We start from the raw sequence: 15959 nt of genomic DNA, 5'->3' as shown, positions 1-15959 counted from the left end.
GTCCTCCGGCAGTCGCGTGCACAGCGCTTCGCAGCTGCGACACGTGTCGCTCTTCATTGATAGGCATGAGCAGGGCACGTATCATGCGCTCCATGGCAGACGCGGCGGGCGGCCCGCCTGGCTTCAGATCCGGAAGCGAGAACGGCGGCGATCCTCCGCCGACGCCGCTCGTGCCCGACGTCGCGGATACGCTGCAGGGCGTGGACACGGTGGTGCGCGACCGGTCCCCCGTGCGGGCCGAGCCGCCGGTGGAGCAGCACACCGACGGCTCGACGCTCAGCGACGAGGACCTGGCGCTGGCCGCCACGCGCTCGAGCATGCACGACGGCGCAGGCCATGTTCAGGTGCCACCCGACGGCACTTTACTGGGCGGCGTCTATCGCATCCTCGGGCGTCTTGGAGAAGGCGCGATGGGCGTCATCCTGCTCGCCCGTGACGAGCAGCTCCAGCGGGACGTCGCCATCAAGCTGCTGCGCCCGGAGCAGCTCGACAACGCGCAGATGCAGGCCCGGCTGCTCGCGGAGGCGCGGGCGATGGCGCGGGTCCATCACCCGAACGTCGTCGAGATCTACGCCTTCGGCGAGTACGTGAACGCGCCGTACTTCGTCATGCAGTACGTGCCCGGCGTCACGCTCGACAGCTACATCCACAGCAAGGGCGGCCGGCTCGGCCTCGACGAGGCGCTGAGCATCCTCGACCAGGCCTGCCTCGGCGTGTCGGCGATCCACGCCTCGGGCATCGCCCACCGCGACGTCAAGCCGAGCAACATCCTCGTCGGCCACGCCCTCCGCGTGGTGGTGGCCGATCTCGGCCTCGCGAAGCGGATCCCCCGCGGCGACCGGATCGAGCTCGCGTTCTCGGGCACCCCGGCGTACCTGGCGCCCGAGGTGGCGCTGGGCCGGCAGCTCGACCCCGCGCTGCTGCCGCGGATCGACGTCTATGCGCTCGGGGTGGTGGCGTACTACCTGCTCGCCGGCCGGCTGCCTTTCCAGAGCACGAGCACCGTCGATCTGGTGATGCAGCACGCTTATCAGCCGCCGATCCCGCCGAGCGAGCTCTGCCCGGATCTCCCATCGTCCTTCGACGCGCCGGTGCTCGCGGCGCTGGCCAAGGAGCCCGACCAGCGCACGGTGAGCGCCGAGGCGCTGCGCGAGGCGCTCCTCGACGCGCGCAGCGGCATGCCGGCGTACGCGAGCTCGACGCGCGTCATGGTCGCCGACGACAGCCCGCATTTCCGCGCTTTCCTCGTGAGCGTCCTCGCGCAGGCGCTGCCGGGCGCGCACATCGAGACAGCCCCCGACGGCACGGCGGCGCTCGCCGCGATCGAGGCGAACCCCCCGTCGCTCGGCGTGTTCGACCTTGACATGCCGGGCCTCGACGGCATCGCGCTCACGGCGGCAGTAAGGAAGCTCCCAAAGGGAGATTTTCCGATCATCGTGGCGACCGGGACGGGCGGCGCGGCCGACTGGCAGTGCCTGTCGCGGCTCGGCGCCTCGGCGTTCCTCGTCAAGCCGTTCGACGCCGGGCAGCTCATCACCCTGGCGCGCGCGTTCGTGGGCGTCGCGGATGAGCAGAAGCGCCGGCAATGATTACTAGAACGACGACCACGACCGCGGCGCTGGATGGAACGGCGCAGCGCGGCGTGCGCCGGCGCGAGCGCGCCGGGGCCCCGCGGGGTCGGCGGCGTCGAGGCTCCTGATGAACGACAGCGAGATCAAGGTCCTGCTGGTGGATGACGATGAGGTGGATCACCTCGTCACGCGCCGGCTCCTTCGCGACATTTCCCGGACCCGCTACGACGTGACGTGGCTGAGCACGTCGGACGAGGCGATCGATGCGCTGCTCGCCGGCGGCTACGACGTTTGCCTCCTCGACTTCCGGCTCGACGCCCGCACCGGGCTCGAGGTGGTGCACGAGGCGAACCACGTCGGCTGCTCGATCCCCATCATCATGCTGACGGGCGTCGGCGACGAGGCGATCGACATGGCCGCGATGTCCGCGGGCGCGGCGGATTACCTGGTGAAGGGGCGGTTCGACGCGCAGATCCTCGAGCGCACGATCCGCTACGCCATCGAGCACAAGAGGAGCCAGCTCAAGCTCAAGCAGTACGCCGACACGCTGGAGGAGAGCAACCGGCAGCTCCTCCAGATGCACGAGGAGCTCGCGGCGAAGAACGCCCAGCTGGTCCGGCTGAACGAGGAGAAGAACCGCTTCGTCGGCATGGCGGCCCACGACCTCAGGAACCCGCTCGGCGTCATCCTGGGCTACAGCGACTTCATGCTGATGACGCACCGGCGCGGCGAGCCGTCGTCGCTGCTCCGCGAGGGCGGCGTCGAGATCATCGAGATGATCAGGAGCTCGAGCAAGTTCATGCTCTCGCTCATCAACGACCTGCTCGACGTGTCGATGATCGAGCTCGGCAAGCTGAACCTCGACCGGAAGAGCACGGATATCGTCCAGCTCGTCGAGTCGAACGTGGCGCTCAACATGGTGCTGGCGGGGCAGAAGAGCATGAAGCTCGTCGTGGAGAGCGACGAGAGCGTCCCGCGGGTCGACGTGGACGTGCACAAGCTGGAGCAGGTGCTCAACAACCTCATCAGCAACGCCATCCACTACTCCCCTCCGGGCACGACGATCCGCGTGCGGGTCCAGAGCGCCAGCGCGCCGGCCGGCTTCGACGGGTCGGGCCGCGAGGTGCTCGTCTCGGTGCAGGACGAGGGGCCCGGCATCGCGCCGGAGGACGTCGGCAAGCTGTTCCGCCCTTTCGGTCGGGCGCGGACGGTCAGCACCGGCGGAGAGCGCTCCACCGGCCTCGGGCTCGCCATCGCGCAGCGCATCGTCGAGGGGCACGGCGGGCGTATCTGGGTCGAGAGCGTGCTCTCGAAGGGCGCGACGTTCTTCGTGGCGCTCCCTGTCTCGCAGAACACCGACGCGGCCTGAAGGGAAGCGCGGGAAGCGCCGGGCGCCGGCCGGAGCCGGCGGCCGCGCTCAGCTTCCCTGCGGGAGCTCGGCGTCAGCCGGCCGGAGCCGGCGGACGCGCTCAGCGCCCCTGCGGGAGCTCGGCGTAATCGAGGTAATCGAAGTCGGCAGGCAGGCTCTTGCCGGTGAGGTCGTGAGCGCACAGCGCGGCGAAGGCGCCGGTGAAGCCGAGCCCGAGCGAGGGGCCCTCGTCCGACAGGATCGACGCGTCCAGCACCGTCCCGAGCGGGTCGAAGCGCTCGCCGTCCCGCGAGTACGAGAACTGGAGGTCCTTGCCGGAGAGCTCGAAGCGGAGGTGGAGGCGGGGGGACGTGAAGGCGAGCGGGCGCGCGAGCCAGGTCAGCTTCCCGTGCTCGCTGCCGAGGAGCGCGAGCGAGCGCCCGACGCGCTCGTCGTGGCTGAGCAGCGCGTAGAAGAAGTTCTCGTCGCTGTACATGCACATGAGCCCCGCCATCTGCTGGAACGAGGTCGGCTGGAACTCGAGGCAGGTCTCGACGCGGCAGCGGAGCGACTGGATGCGGCGCCCGACGACGCTCTGCCGGTGCAGCGATTGCGGCGACTCGCGGCCGTGGACGCGCAGGTAGCCGGGCCGCTCGCGCAGCGACACCCAGCTCTCGTCGGGCACGTCGCGCAGCGTCTGGTACGCGACGCCGAGCGCCTCCCTGTCGAAGTGGTCCCGCACGGGCGGCTCCTCGAAGGGGTGGTCCGGCAGCCGGGGCGCCTGCACGCGGACGGCGGGCGAGCGGGGGCCCTCGGTCCCGTCGAGCGCGAGCCACCCGTCGTCGGTCCAGCGCACCCGCTGCAGCGCCGTCTCGCGGCCGAGGATGCAGCGGCGCGCGTTCGGGAGCGGCCTCCCGACCAGGTGGGCGATGTACCACTCCCCGGTCGTCGTCTCGACGAGGCTGCCGTGCCCGGCCTTCTGCAGCTCGAGGCTCGGGTCGAGACGGGAGGTCAGGAGCGGGGTGCCCGGGGCGACCTCATAAGGACCCTCGATGCGGCGGGAGCGCGCCAGCGTCGCGGCGTGGTCGTAGACGGTGCCGCCCTCGGCGACGAGCAGGTAGTAGTAGTCCCCGCGCCGGTAGAGGTGCGGCCCCTCGACGAGGCCGAGGCCGCTGCCGGAGAAGATCCAGCGGCGCTCCCCGACGAGCCGGCGCCGCTCGAGGTCGAGCTCCTGCAGCACGATGCCGGGGAACTGGTCGTTCCCGGGGCGATGGTCCCACACCATGTTGACGAGCCACGCCTTGCCGTCCTCGTCGTGGAACAGCGAGGGATCGAAGCCGCCGCGGTTCAGCTCGGCGGGCTCGGACCAGGGCCCCTCGATGCGGCTCGCGGTGACGTAGTAGTTGTGCGCGTCGACGAAGCCGTGACCCCAGGTCTTGACGTCGGTGAAGACCAGGTAGAACACGCCGTTCGCGTGGGTGAGGCAAGGCGCCCAGATGCCCCCGGAGCGCGGATTGCCGAGCAGGTCGAGCTGGGAGCGTCGGTCCAGGACATGGCCGATGGGCCTCCAGTGGCGGAGGTCGCGGCTGTGATGGAGCCGCACGCCCGGGAACCACTCGAAGGTGGAGGTGGCAAGGTAGTAGTCCTCGCCCACCCGGAGGATGGAGGGGTCTGGATGAAAGCCCCGAAGGACAGGGTTCTCGATGAAGGTCGTCTGGTTGGTCATCGCTGCCGCCGCGGTTCCCGGAAGTGAAGTCGAGTGCTGCTCGTCTGGAGTCGGACGTTGCGCGGAGGCCACGCCGGGTCGCTCGGGCTCTCGTGCGCCGGGGCATCTTGCAGCGGAGGGGCTGGCGAGCGCAACGAAACAGGGCAGGCCGGGGCAGGAACGCCCGGCGCGTCGATGAGCCCGGAGGGGCGCTCGGGCGCCGCATGCGCGCGACATGGCGGCGCGCGGGCGCGGGTCCACGCGCGTGGGCGCGGTCAGCCGTCCGGCTCGGGAGCGGAGCGCGGCGTCATTCCGCGTGTGACCAGCGCGTCACAGAGACGCAACGACAGGCGACGTCGCGCCGCCCCGCGCGTCGCGGCACTTCGCATCAGACGGAAGCGAGCGCTGCGGGCGCTGTCGTGTGGGCAGGTGGCTCCCGTGTGAGCAACCGGCGCCGCGCTCCGCCCCGGCGCCACGGTATGTCGCGCGAAGAACCGCTTTCCCCTCCCTTCCTTCAGCGCATTCCACATTGAGCAGGGCATCCAGAAGGTGGATAATCCGGCCGTTGCAACTTCGCGGTCCATGGTAGCGCGATACCGCGAGGACCGACCCGATCGCTGGATGCGCCGTGCCGGACGCACCCTCGACCGATCGCCGGAAGCTAGCGGCGCCGCCGCCTCTGGACCGGGCCGTTCAGACCGCGGCTGAACCGTGTAGGACACATCGATGTGCGCAAGCTCCGTACCTCGAGCGAGGTACCAGGGAGGAGTAGTAGTGGCGAATAGAGCTCGTTTCAGAGGCGTGCTGTCGGCGCAGGCCAGCGTGATGGCCGCGCTCCTCGTGCTGTCTGGAGGACAGGGGTGCGGGGGCGACGAGAACAAACCCGATCCCCAGGAGCAAACCCCGCCGGACGAAGGTAACGAGAACCCACAGCCCGATCCGGACCCTGATCCCGATCCCGACCCTGATCCCGATCCGGACCCTGATCCCGATCCCGACCCTGATCCCGATCCGGACCCCGATCCCGAGACGCCAGCGGGGCCCACCGAGTTCGTGTCGGCCGACGATCCCTTCACCGAGGGGTACCTCGGCGAAGAGGAGGAGGAGGAAGAAGAAGAGGAAGAGGAGGAGGAAGAAGAAGAGGAAGAGGCCGGCCGCGACGTCGAGGAGGGCGACATCTACCGCGTCCTCGGCGGCGGGCAGCTCCTCAACCTCAACACCTACCGCGGCCTGCAGGTCATCGACATCGCGGACCCGACGCACCCGAAGTTCCTCGGCCAGCTGCAGATCGCCGGCACCCCGGTCGAGATGTACGTCGTCGGCGATCGCGCGGTCGTGCTCCTCAACGACTGGGCCGGCTACCAGCTCAAGGCCGACGGCCTCACCGTGGAGCGGCGGACGGGCGGCAACCTCCTGTTCATCGACATCGCCGACCGCACCGCGCCGAAGCTCCTGTCGCAGGTCCCCGTGACGGGCCGCATCATCACGAGCCGCCTCGCGCGCGGCGCCACCGCGAGCTCGCTCTACATCGCCTCGAACGGCTCGGAGCTCGTCGAGTACACCCCCGGCGGGTGGCATTGGGTCAACAAGACGATCGTCAAGAGCTTCGATGTCACCCCCGCGGCGCTGGTCGAGCGCAGCGAGATCGAGCTCGGCGACACCGTGACCGCCATCCACGCCGAGGCGGACGTGCTCCTCGTGGCACGCAACAACTACGGCTGGTCCGGCGAGCCGAGCGACATCTCCGTCATCGACATCTCGAGCAGCGACGGGTCCATGGTGGAGCGCGGCAGCGTCACCGCGAGGAGCTACGTGCGCTCGCAGTTCCACATGGACTTCCGCGACGACACGCTGCGCGTCTTCTCCGGCCCGCGGTGGTCCGACGGGACGTCGGCGAGCTACCTCGAGACGTGGAACGCGGCCGACCCCGACAACCTCGTGCCGGTCGACAGCGAGGACTTCGGCGCCGGGCAGTCGCTCTACGGCGCCATCTTCATGGATGACCGGGCGTTCGCGGTGACCTACCGGAACCAGGACCCGTTCCACGCCTTCTCCATCGATCCGAGCGGGAACGTCGAGGAAAAGAGCGAGTTCGTCGTGTCCGGGTGGAACAACTTCTTCCGCCCCGTGCTCGACGCGACCCGCATCATCGGGATCGGCGTCGACGATCAGAACGGCCGCCAGCTCTCGGCCAGCCTCTACGACATCACCGACCTGAATAACCCGACGCCCCTCGTGGCGCGCGCCACGGTCGACAGCGCCACCACCGGCTGGAGCTGGTCCGAGGCGGACTGGGACCACCGCGCATTCACCGTGCTCGACGAGGCCGTGGACGTGGTGGCGCCGACCGGAGAGGCCGAGACCGGCCTCGTGCTGCTCCCGTTCTCGGCGGGCCGGTACGTGGACGGCTACTATCGGCCGTTCGCCGGCGTGCAGATCTTCACCTTCTCGGACACGACGCTGACCCGCCGCGGCTTGATGGAGCACGGGACCCCCGTGCGCCGCACGTTCCGCGCGGGCGACGAGGCCACGGCGAACGTGTCCGACGAGGAGCTCACCCTCTACGATCAGGACGCGCTCGACACGACCGAGAAGCTCGGGCGGCTCGAGCTCGCCCCTGATTACGTGAAGGTCCTCGCGTTCGGCGATTACCGCGTGCGCATGAAGGTGCCTTACGACCTCTACTGGAACCCGCCGGCGAACCGGATGATCAAGGCCGAGGTCGTCCCGACCACGGGGATCGCCCAGCTCGCGGAGCCGGTGGCCACCTTCGACCTGCCGATCAACGCCGAGTTCCATCAGGTGGGCGACCTGCTCGTGTCGCTGACCACCACCTTCGAGAACTGGGTCGGCAAGGTGACCCACGTCGAGGTGATCGACATGTCCGATCCGACCGCGCCGCGGCGCGCGGGCACGCTCGACACGGGCGATCTCCCCACGACGGGCACCTACTACGGCGACGCAAGGTCGTTCCCGACCGTGCACGCCGGGCGCGACGCCCTCGCCTTCCTGCGCGTCATCGGCCACACCGAGGATCTCGGGGTCGGCTGGACGTGCCAGACGCGCCCGGCGACCTCCTCGAACTGCATGGGGCAGGAGGGTTGCGCGTACGTGGCCGGCGAGCGGCTGTGCCGCCATATCGGCAGCGACGACTACTGCAGCGGCGGGTTCGCCGAGTGCACCGACCACGTCGACGCGGACACGACGTGCACCCCGATCGAGGTCCCCCAGGGGGCTGACATCCCGGGGGTCACCTCGACGTACTGCTACGAGTACGTCCCGCGCCGGAGCTGGGCGCAGGTCGAGGTCAACGTGGTCGACCTCTCCGACCCGGACCACCCCACCTTGACGCAGCCCCTCGCGCTTCCGTACGACAACGAGGCCGTCGACGTCCTCAACGACGACGGGGAGCTCTACTTCAACATCAAGCGCTCGGTCGGCGCGCCGGACGACCCGCGCCCGCACACGCAGTACTTCCTCACGCACCTCGACCTGACCGACCCGTCGGCGCCCGCGCTCGATCCGGGGATCAACGTGCCCGGCGAGGTCCTCGCGATCCAGGGCGGCTCGATCTTCGCGAACGACAGGGTGTGGGGCGATCAGTACATCGAGACGGCGATCGCGCGGCTCGAGCTGCACGAGGGGCTCGCGTACCTGCAGGAGTACCAGCGGTTCCCGAACCGCCGGGTTCACGCGATATCCATCGACGAGCGTGGGCTGCCCGTCGTGACCCACAGCCTCATCTGGCGGCCGACCAACAGCTGGTGGTACTCGGAATCGGATCCCAACTACAAGCTGACCACGCTCTCGCCCCTGGCCGAGGGGGAGACGCCGCCTCCGCCGCCGGAGAACGAGAACCCGACGCCCCCCGAGTTCGACATGCTCTCCACCGTCCGCATCGCGCCGTGGGCGTCGCTGCGCGGCACCACCGACCTGCGCGCGCTCTTCGAGGTGCCGGGCGGCGTGCTGGCGATCTCCCTCGAGCAGCCCGAGGCGCCGAAGGCGCAGGCGTTCTTCCCCACCTGGGGCTGGCCCGAGCGGTTCGTGGCGAGCGGGGAAGAGGTCCTCTTCGCCTCCGGCCGCTTCGGCATTCACCAGCTCGATCGCGAGACCGTCAACCTCGTCCCCTACCTGGGCGAGTGATCTGACGACGAGGCGAGCCGGCCGGCGCGCTCGGCGCCGCGCCGGCTCGCCAGCCGCCGGAGCCGCCTTGCGGGACGAGCGGTCCCGCCGGCGCGGCCGGGCGATCAGAACCCGATCATGAACATGTGAGCGCGCACCTCGGCGCCGAGGCGGAGGTCGGCGATCTCGGCGGCGAGCGGGTCGCCGCCGTCGCCCACGCCCTTGCGGACGAGCAGCCGCGCCTCGACGCCTGCCCCGGCCCAGTGGCTGAAGAAGTGCGCGCCCGCGCCGACGTGGGCCCCGAGCAGGGCATCGGGCGTCCTCGCGAGCTGCGTGACCGGCGCCCAGAGGTCGAGCCCCGCGCGCGCGAAGCCGTAAGACCCCGTGAGGCTCCCCTTGCCCGACGCGAACGCGTAGGTCGCCCCGGGGTGAAAGCCGAGGGTCGTGAAGTCGAGAGGGCCATGGTCCATGCGGAGGATCGAGGGGTCGAGCGCGATGCCCCACTGCCTGCGGACCCGCACGCGCACGGCCGGACAGCCGCCTATGTGCGCCGGCGATCCCCGGCCGGTCCACACGCCGAGACATCCGCCGATGATGCCGAGCTCGATGCGGGGGAACGTGACCGGCAGCGGCCCGACCCACGGGGTCACCGGAGAGGGGGTCTGGAGGTATGGATCGGGCCTCGCGCGCTCCTCGGCGAGGAAGCCCGCCTCGAGCTGCGCGCGCGCCCTGACCTCGGCCTCGAGGCGTAGGCGCGCCTCCCATTGATAGTAGGCCTCCCATTCCAGGCGGGCTTGCGCCTCGAGGCGAGCGCGCGCCTCGGCCTCGGCGCGGGCCTGGGCCTCGAGGTCCACGGCCGGCGGCTGAACCCGCACGGGGGGCGGATCGATCCGCACCGTGCCGCCGATGCACCAGGGCGGAACACAGGGGTTCGACTGGGCCGAGGCCGCGGACGCGCATGCGAGGACAAGGAGCGCGATCGCGAACGCGACGAGGCGGCTGGCGAGGCGGCGGGGGAGCGGGCTGCGCGGGCGCATCAGAAATCCCAGAACCCCGCGCTCGGGCCGAAAATGACCTCCCACCCGGCGTGCGGCCCCTTCAGGCCGGACACCTCGCCGCCGAGGCCGCCCCGCACGAGCCCGCGCGCTTCCACGAACCACCCCACGAACCCGCCGCGCCCGATGCGGGCAACGCGGAACTGGGCCCCGAGGCCGACGTGGCCGCCGAGCATCACCGCCGGCGGACGGGCGCCTTCATCGAACGGGAGCGTCACGTCGAACCCGGAACGCAGGTAGACGTCGACGCGCTCTCGCCGTCCCCAGATGAGGACCACCGAGGGCTCGAGCGTCACGGCGGAAGTGCGCTCGCCCTCCGGGATGTCGATCGAGTCGTATGCGGCGGCGATCTCGAACGCGAGCGGCTCGCCCGGGCGCAGCCGCGCGCCGAGGCCGACGGCTTGCTGCGTGTACTCGACCCCGGCGACCGCTCCGAACCACCTTCCGGCGGCGAACACCTCGAGCAGCGGCAGCCGGAGCCGGACCGGGTTCGGCTCGCGCTCCACGCCGCGCTGGATCCACGCGCGGCGGCGCTCGTCCTCGACCTGCCGCGCCGCGGCCGCGCGCGCCTCGGGCTCGAGGCGCGGGCGGGCCTCTGCCTCGAGCCGGGCGCGCGTCGCGAGCTCGAGCTGCGGCGTGAGAGGGGGCGGCCGCAGGGGCGCCGCCGGCGCGGGGGGCGGACACGTCCCCGGAAAGCACGGGATCTGCGCGAGGAGGGCGCGCGGCGCGAGGAAGGCCGACACGAGCGCGAGCGCGGCAGGGAGGCGGGGGATCATGGATGCGCGAGGTCGACTCCTCAGGGGCCCGGCGTCGCAGGCGGCTCGCGCCGGGCCGTGCGTCCCGGCGGGAGCACGCATGTTCACAGATTCCCGTCCGCGTTCAAGGAAGCGATGGCGCGGCAGCACGGCGACGACGGCTGCCGGCGGCCTCGCGCCGCGGCGCGGGAGGCGCGGGCGGCGCGAGGGGAGGCGCGACGGGCGCGCGAGGGGAGCCCGCCGCGCGCGAGATACGGAGAGATCCGGTTTCGCGGAGCGCCGGACAACGCTATGGACGAGCCCCATGGTCGAGCAGAGCACAGCGGAAAACGAGGGCGGGCAGCCGGAACGCGCGGAGCCCGTCGAGGAGCGCGCGCCGGACCAGAGGGCGCCGGAGGCCGCCGGAGAGGCGGCGGGCGGCGGCGGCGGCGCGGAGGCCTCGACCGGCGGCGGCGCGGGGGCTGCGGCCGGCGATGCGGGCGCAGCGACCGCGGAAGCGGCAGCGGCCGCCGCTGTGGCGATGGGTGACGCAGCGACCGCAGCGGCAGCGCCCGCTGGCGCGGCGACCGCAGCGGCAGCGCCCGCTGCCGCGCGGCCGCGACGGGTCATCGACATGCGCCGACCGCGACCGCCGGCGCCCGCGCAGGAGACCCCGGCGCGACGGCCAGCGAGCCCGGGGGAGCGCGGGCCTGGCGCCCGTGGAGCGGGCGAGCGCGGGGCGAGCGGCGACAGAGCGCGCGAGCGCGGGGCGAGCGACGGCGGAGCTGCCGAGCGCCGCCCCACGGACAGGACCAGGGCGCCGCGGGATGGGGCGGCCCAGCACGAGCGGGCAGGCGCCGAGGGTGCCGCTGGCGCCGCGCACCCCCGTTCGACCGCGCCGGGGGCCGCCTCGCGCGAGCGCCGCGTGCCCGCCGAGGCGAAGCCCGCGCGGAGCGACGCAGCACGGGCCGCCGCGCCCGCCGGGGCGAAGCCCGCGCGGAGCGACGCAGCACGGGCCGCCGCGCCCGCCGAGGCGAAGCCCGCCCGCGCCGCCGGAGCGCCCGGCGCTTCCCAGAAGGCGTCCCGGCAGCCGGAGCGCGCCGGGGCGCGAGGCGCGACGCCGGTCGCGCCGCCGCCCGCGGCCCCCGAGGCGACAGCGGCTCCCGAGCCGCGCCCGAAGGCGGCGTGGGTGCCTCCCCCCGCCGCCGCCTTCCCGCGAAAGAAGAAGCCGGCGCTCACCGCCAAGGAGGCGATGAAGGCCAAGGTGCAGGCGCGGTCTGGCAACAAGGCAGCAGCGAAGCCCGCAGCGGACGCGGCGGCGGAGCGCTCGAAGAGCCACGCCGCCGAGGCTGCCCGCGAGGAGCGTGGGGCGTCCGCCTCCTCCACCGGCGGCGGTGCCGCGACAAGGCCGCGAGACGCGGCCGCCAGATCCCGCGACGCCGCCGCGAAGCCCCGCGACGCCGCGACGAGGCCGCGCAGCGCCGCAGCCAGGAAGCGTGACGCCGCCGCGGCAGCGCCCGGCGACGCCGCGCCCAGGTCCGCACGCCGCGACCAGGAGCAGGCGGCCGCGGACGAGCCCGCCAAGAAGCCCGGGCTGCTCCGCCGGCTGCTGAACCTGTTCCGGCGATCCGGATAGCCGCGTCGCGATCATCCCCTCGACAAGTCGGCTCGGGAGCTGGCGACTCCCCTCGAACACCCGAGGCATCCCCTCGAATTCTTCGGAAATTCACGGGGAGGCGGGGAGGCGGGGAGAGAAATCTTCAAATACTCCCTGTCTCCCCGCCTCCCCGTTCAATTTCCTCGCTGAAAAGGGCTGCAAACGAGGAAATCTCAGCTCGAACATCCGACTTCTTCCGCCCCGCACAAAACAACTCCGACTCCCGCTCACGGCACCAAGCTGCCTCCGGGCCGCGGCGCGAGCGCAGATTCAGGAATCGCCCAGTAGGCCCCCTCGACTGCATGCTTCATCCTGCCGGCGGAGGCGCCCGCATGAACAAGACTGCAGTGAGCAAGCTGAACGATCTCATCCAGCTAGACGCCGACGCGGTGCTCGCATACCAGCAGGCGCTCGACGCCTGCGAGGTCTCCGAGATCCGCCGGAAGCTCAAGGGCTTCCAGGACGATCACCAGCAGCACATCAACGATCTCGCCGAGCTCGTCCGCGCAGGCGGCGAGGAGCCCAGGATCAAGCGCGACCTCAAGGGGTTCCTGATCGAGGGCTTCACCGCGATCGCGAGCCGGGGCGACCGCAGCGCGCTCCTCTCGATGCTCGGCAATGAAGAGCTCTCGAATCACATGTACGAAGCTGCGCTCAAGACGGATCTCCCGGACGAGGCGCGCGCCGTCGTGGAGCGCAACCGCGGAGACGAGGCGCGGCACCTCGCGTGGATCAAGGAAGCGATCGCCGAGCGCCTCTGGGAGACCAAGGAGGGCGCGGCCGCCGTCGAGCAGGAAGAGCGCCGCAAGTAGCGCGGCGCCCGGCGCCCCCCTCGCGCGCCCTCAGAGCAGGCGCACCCGGATCGCGTGCGGATCTGCCCGCTCCACGCCGCCCGCGTCCTTGTTGGTGATCGGCGTGATCGACTTGAGCTTGCCGCTGTCCCCGGCCTGGATCAGCTGGATGACGCCGACGCCGGGCGTGGTGCCCGTCGAGGCGTGCGGATCGCCGCTCAGCGGCGTCGGGCCGCGCAGGGTCACGAAGGCGCGGTTGCCCGACGGCGAGATGTCCATGAGATCGGGCGCTGGATCGCTGGCGTAAGGCTCCTTCAGATCGACGGTGCCCACGTGCGCGCTGGTCGCGACGTCGAAGACCTCGGCCACGCCGCGGATCCGGTCCAGCGCCCACACGTTGCGGCCGTGCTTCGTCAGCACCATGCCGTGGGCGTCGCGGTCCGGGGAAGCGTCGGTGAACACCACCTCGGGCAGCGGGGTATTCGGCGCGTTGGTCGCCGCGTACCCGGTGAGCGGGAACCGGTACACGTCGAACTGGTCGAGGTTCGCCGCCGTCCCTCCGCCGGAGTCGATGAACATCGAGCCTCCGGCCTCGATGCCGCCGCAGCCGTTCCCGTGCACCGTGGCGACGTCGTACTCGCCCACGATGCCTATCGGCGTCGCCGCGGGGTCGACGACGAACAGGCCGCCTCCGCGCAGCGTGATGAAGCCGTGGGCGCCCGTGGCGTCGATGATCGGGCAGATGGGCGCGTTGTCGGGCCGGATGTGCGGGAACTGGCACGGATCGCCGCTGGGCGCGACGCACCTGGCCAGGTCGAGGGTCGCGCCCGGGTCCCACGCGAAGGAGCCCGCGGCGTAGTCCGTCGCGATCCGCTCGAGCAGCTTGCCGTTCTGGTTGGCCACCAGGATGTACGAGTCGTCCGGCGCCGGCACCGCGGCGTGGGCCTGCCGCGCCCCGTCCGCGCCCGCCGAGGTGCGGAGGCACGCGACAGGGGCGCGCGTGGCGGCGTCGAAGATCGCGACGTGGCCGCTGGCCACGAACGACAGCACCGCGTGCGTGCGCGCCGCATTGAAGAAGAGCATGTGCGGCCGCACCGGATTGGCGCCGGTCTGCCCGAGGCACAGCGCCGCGGTCGCGCCGCCGAGATCGAGGACCTCCGCAGGGACCTGCCTGATCCCGGAGCCGCTCACCAGGCTCAGTCCATTGTAAATGTACACCGTGCCACCGTACGTCAGCCCGTTCGTGTTGGACTGATCGACGGCCCAGACCTCGAAGGGCTGCTCATCGCTGGCCGCCTCGGTCCCGGCCTCGATGTCGGCCTCGCTGGCCGCGAGCCCGGTGGAGCCGACCGGCTCGACACAGGCGGGTAGCAGACACAGGCCGACCGTCGCCCCCAGAAGGGGGCCGAATGACATCTTCATGGCTCGCTCTCCCGGCGTGGGTTGGAGGCCGAAGCCTCTCGTCCAGCAGCCTGCGGATGACCGTGACTGGGCACCACGCGAATGAGTATCGAGCATTACATGGCATACCTGGACGCCGCAAGGGCTACCTACATGGTGCGCACGGCGCTGCCGCGGTCGTAACTGCTAGTCGCCTTCCCGCTTCCCTTCCCGCTCGCCCTCGCTCCTCGCGGCGGGGCCGAGCGCCGACGCGTCGCTCGGTCCCGCCGTCGCCATCGCCATGGACGCTCGCGCGCTCGCCCTCGCGGTGCCCGTGGTGAGGTGCTCGATCGCCATGCCGGCCGCCATGGCCGCGGCGAAGGCGAGGACGGCGTGCGAGCCGGTCGCGAGCGAGACGAGCGCCGGCCCGGGGCAGTACCCGGCGAGCCCCCAGCCGACGCCGAACAGCGCGGCGCCAGCGAAGAGGCGGGCGTCGAGGTCGGTGCGGGTCGGCACGACGAGGTGGTCGGCGAGGAGCGGAAAGCGCGGCGCACGGGCGGGTTCGCCGCGCGCCGCCGCGCCCTGCCGCCGGCGAAGGGCGCGGTAGGCGAGGAAGTGCACCGAGATCGCGCCCGCCATCACGAACGCGAGGCTCGGGTCCCAGTCGCCGGCGACGTCGAGGAAGCCGATCACCCTGGACGGCTGGGTCATGCCGGAGACGCCGAGCCCCACCGCGAACAGCGCGCCGGCGAGGAGCGCGAGCGCGTTCTGCCTCATCGCGCCGCTCCGATCGCATGCAGGCTGACGTAAACGGTGATGGCCGCGGTCACCATGAACGTCATCGTGGCGCAGAGCGAGCGCACCGACAGGCGGCTGAGCCCGCAGACGCCATGGCCGCTCGTGCACCCGCTGCCGAGCCGCGCGCCGTAGCCGACGAGCAGCCCCGCGACGACCACGAGGCCCAGCGACCCGCCGCCCTCGCCGGCGGGGAAAGCGCCGGGGTACGCCGCGGCGAGCGCGAGGCCGCCGAGGAGGAGGCCGGCCAGGAAGGCCGCGCGCCAGGCCGTCTCTCCGGGCCTCCGAAACAGGAGCCCTCCGAGCACGTCGCTGACGCCGGCGACTCTCCCGTTGAAGAGGAGGAGCAGGGACGCGCTGAGGCCGATGAGGGCGCCGCCGACGAGCGGGCCTGTCGCGAACGATTCGTGCATGATGAGACCTCTCGGGGTGACGGCCCGGCAGCTTAGCAACCCGCGGCGAGGTCCATCCACGACCATCCAGAAGGAAACACAGCGCTGCTCACGGGCCCCGGCGTCGACTCCACCGCTCCGGCTCCACGCCGCGCCGGGACAGGCCAAGATCCAGATCTTCGCCAGCGCGGCGCGCGCCCGCGTCGAGATCGAGAATCAAGGCGCGTGCGCCGAGATCCCGGCGGGAGGAAGCCCGGAGTGGACCGTGCGGTGGTATCTTTGCGCGCTGGCTGCCGCGGCCGTGGCCGAGCCGGGGGATGCCGGGATCGCGGCGCTCGTCGCGCAACCCGTGAAGTGGGCGGGCGGCCGCCACAACCCGCCTGGCGCGCGCGCTGCGCGCTGACAGCGC

At 71.9% G+C, this 15959-nt stretch carries 12 protein-coding genes; 6 read left to right on the top strand and 6 right to left on the bottom strand.

All coding sequences use genetic code 11. The annotated features are described in order from the left end of the window. Window positions 1-92: 92 nt before the first annotated feature. The gene (locus WME89_RS13625) at window positions 93-1589 is read left to right on the top strand and encodes a protein kinase domain-containing protein (protein ID WP_438009611.1); all 1497 of its coding nucleotides are present in this window, start codon (window positions 93-95) and stop codon (window positions 1587-1589) included. Between the two features lie 109 nt (window positions 1590-1698). Then, window positions 1699-2940, top strand: a complete 1242-nt coding sequence (locus WME89_RS13620; protein WP_438009610.1) for an ATP-binding protein — start codon at window positions 1699-1701, stop codon at window positions 2938-2940. A 100-nt stretch (window positions 2941-3040) separates the two neighbouring features. Here WME89_RS13620 and WME89_RS13615 read toward each other — a convergent pair whose 3' ends face one another. After that, window positions 3041-4645 (bottom strand): glycoside hydrolase family 43 protein, encoded by a 1605-nt coding sequence (locus WME89_RS13615; RefSeq protein ID WP_438009609.1) that lies wholly within the window; start codon window positions 4643-4645, stop codon window positions 3041-3043. Between the two features lie 753 nt (window positions 4646-5398). Between WME89_RS13615 and WME89_RS13610 the strand changes: the two genes are divergently transcribed. Then, complete coding sequence (locus tag WME89_RS13610) at window positions 5399-8767, top strand: beta-propeller domain-containing protein (protein ID WP_438009608.1); 3369 nt, start codon at window positions 5399-5401, stop codon at window positions 8765-8767. A gap of 104 nt (window positions 8768-8871) precedes the next feature. Here the strand turns inward: WME89_RS13610 and WME89_RS13605 are convergent, their stop codons facing one another. Both WME89_RS13605 and WME89_RS13600 read right to left on the bottom strand, forming a co-directional pair. Continuing rightward, window positions 8872-9783: a hypothetical protein gene (locus WME89_RS13605; RefSeq protein ID WP_438009607.1), complete on the bottom strand. Its 912-nt coding sequence runs from the start codon at window positions 9781-9783 to the stop codon at window positions 8872-8874. Further along, complete coding sequence (locus WME89_RS13600; protein WP_438009606.1) at window positions 9783-10577, bottom strand: hypothetical protein; 795 nt, start codon at window positions 10575-10577, stop codon at window positions 9783-9785. The genes WME89_RS13605 and WME89_RS13600 overlap by 1 nt, the downstream gene beginning before the upstream one ends. A 283-nt stretch (window positions 10578-10860) precedes the next feature. Here WME89_RS13600 and WME89_RS13595 point away from each other — a divergent pair, with 283 nt between their 5' ends. Both WME89_RS13595 and WME89_RS13590 read left to right on the top strand, forming a co-directional pair. After that, entirely contained in the window at window positions 10861-12171 is a 1311-nt protein-coding gene (locus WME89_RS13595) for a hypothetical protein (RefSeq protein WP_438009605.1), read from the top strand. A gap of 353 nt (window positions 12172-12524) precedes the next feature. Continuing rightward, complete coding sequence (locus WME89_RS13590) at window positions 12525-13004, top strand: DUF2383 domain-containing protein (RefSeq protein ID WP_438009604.1); 480 nt, start codon at window positions 12525-12527, stop codon at window positions 13002-13004. Window positions 13005-13034: 30 nt separating this feature from the next. Here WME89_RS13590 and WME89_RS13585 read toward each other — a convergent pair whose 3' ends face one another. The 3 genes from WME89_RS13585 to WME89_RS13575 form a co-directional block, all read right to left on the bottom strand. Then, the gene (locus WME89_RS13585) at window positions 13035-14405 is read right to left on the bottom strand and encodes a hypothetical protein (RefSeq protein ID WP_438009603.1); all 1371 of its coding nucleotides are present in this window, start codon (window positions 14403-14405) and stop codon (window positions 13035-13037) included. Window positions 14406-14570: 165 nt separating this feature from the next. After that, window positions 14571-15140 carry a DUF6691 family protein gene (locus tag WME89_RS13580; RefSeq protein ID WP_438009602.1) on the bottom strand — a complete coding sequence of 190 codons (570 nt, stop codon included), beginning with the start codon at window positions 15138-15140 and terminating at the stop codon, window positions 14571-14573. Further along, a complete protein-coding gene (locus WME89_RS13575) occupies window positions 15137-15571 on the bottom strand; it encodes a YeeE/YedE family protein (RefSeq protein ID WP_438009601.1) in 435 nt (144 codons plus the stop codon). Before WME89_RS13575 ends, WME89_RS13580 begins: the two co-directional genes overlap by 4 nt. On the opposite strand from WME89_RS13575, the gene WME89_RS13570 reads away from it, so the two are divergent. Then, window positions 15570-15953 carry a hypothetical protein gene (locus WME89_RS13570; RefSeq protein WP_438009600.1) on the top strand — a complete coding sequence of 128 codons (384 nt, stop codon included), beginning with the start codon at window positions 15570-15572 and terminating at the stop codon, window positions 15951-15953. The two genes, WME89_RS13575 and WME89_RS13570, sit on opposite strands and share 2 nt — an antisense overlap. The last annotated feature ends 6 nt before the right edge of the window (window positions 15954-15959 follow it).

Origin of the sequence: Sorangium sp. So ce321 (assembly GCF_051530195.1) — a bacterium.
Lineage (GTDB): Bacteria > Myxococcota_A > Polyangia > Polyangiales > Polyangiaceae > Sorangium.
Note: the sequence above shows the minus strand (reverse complement) of the source record. Positions and strands in the feature narration are given on the sequence as shown.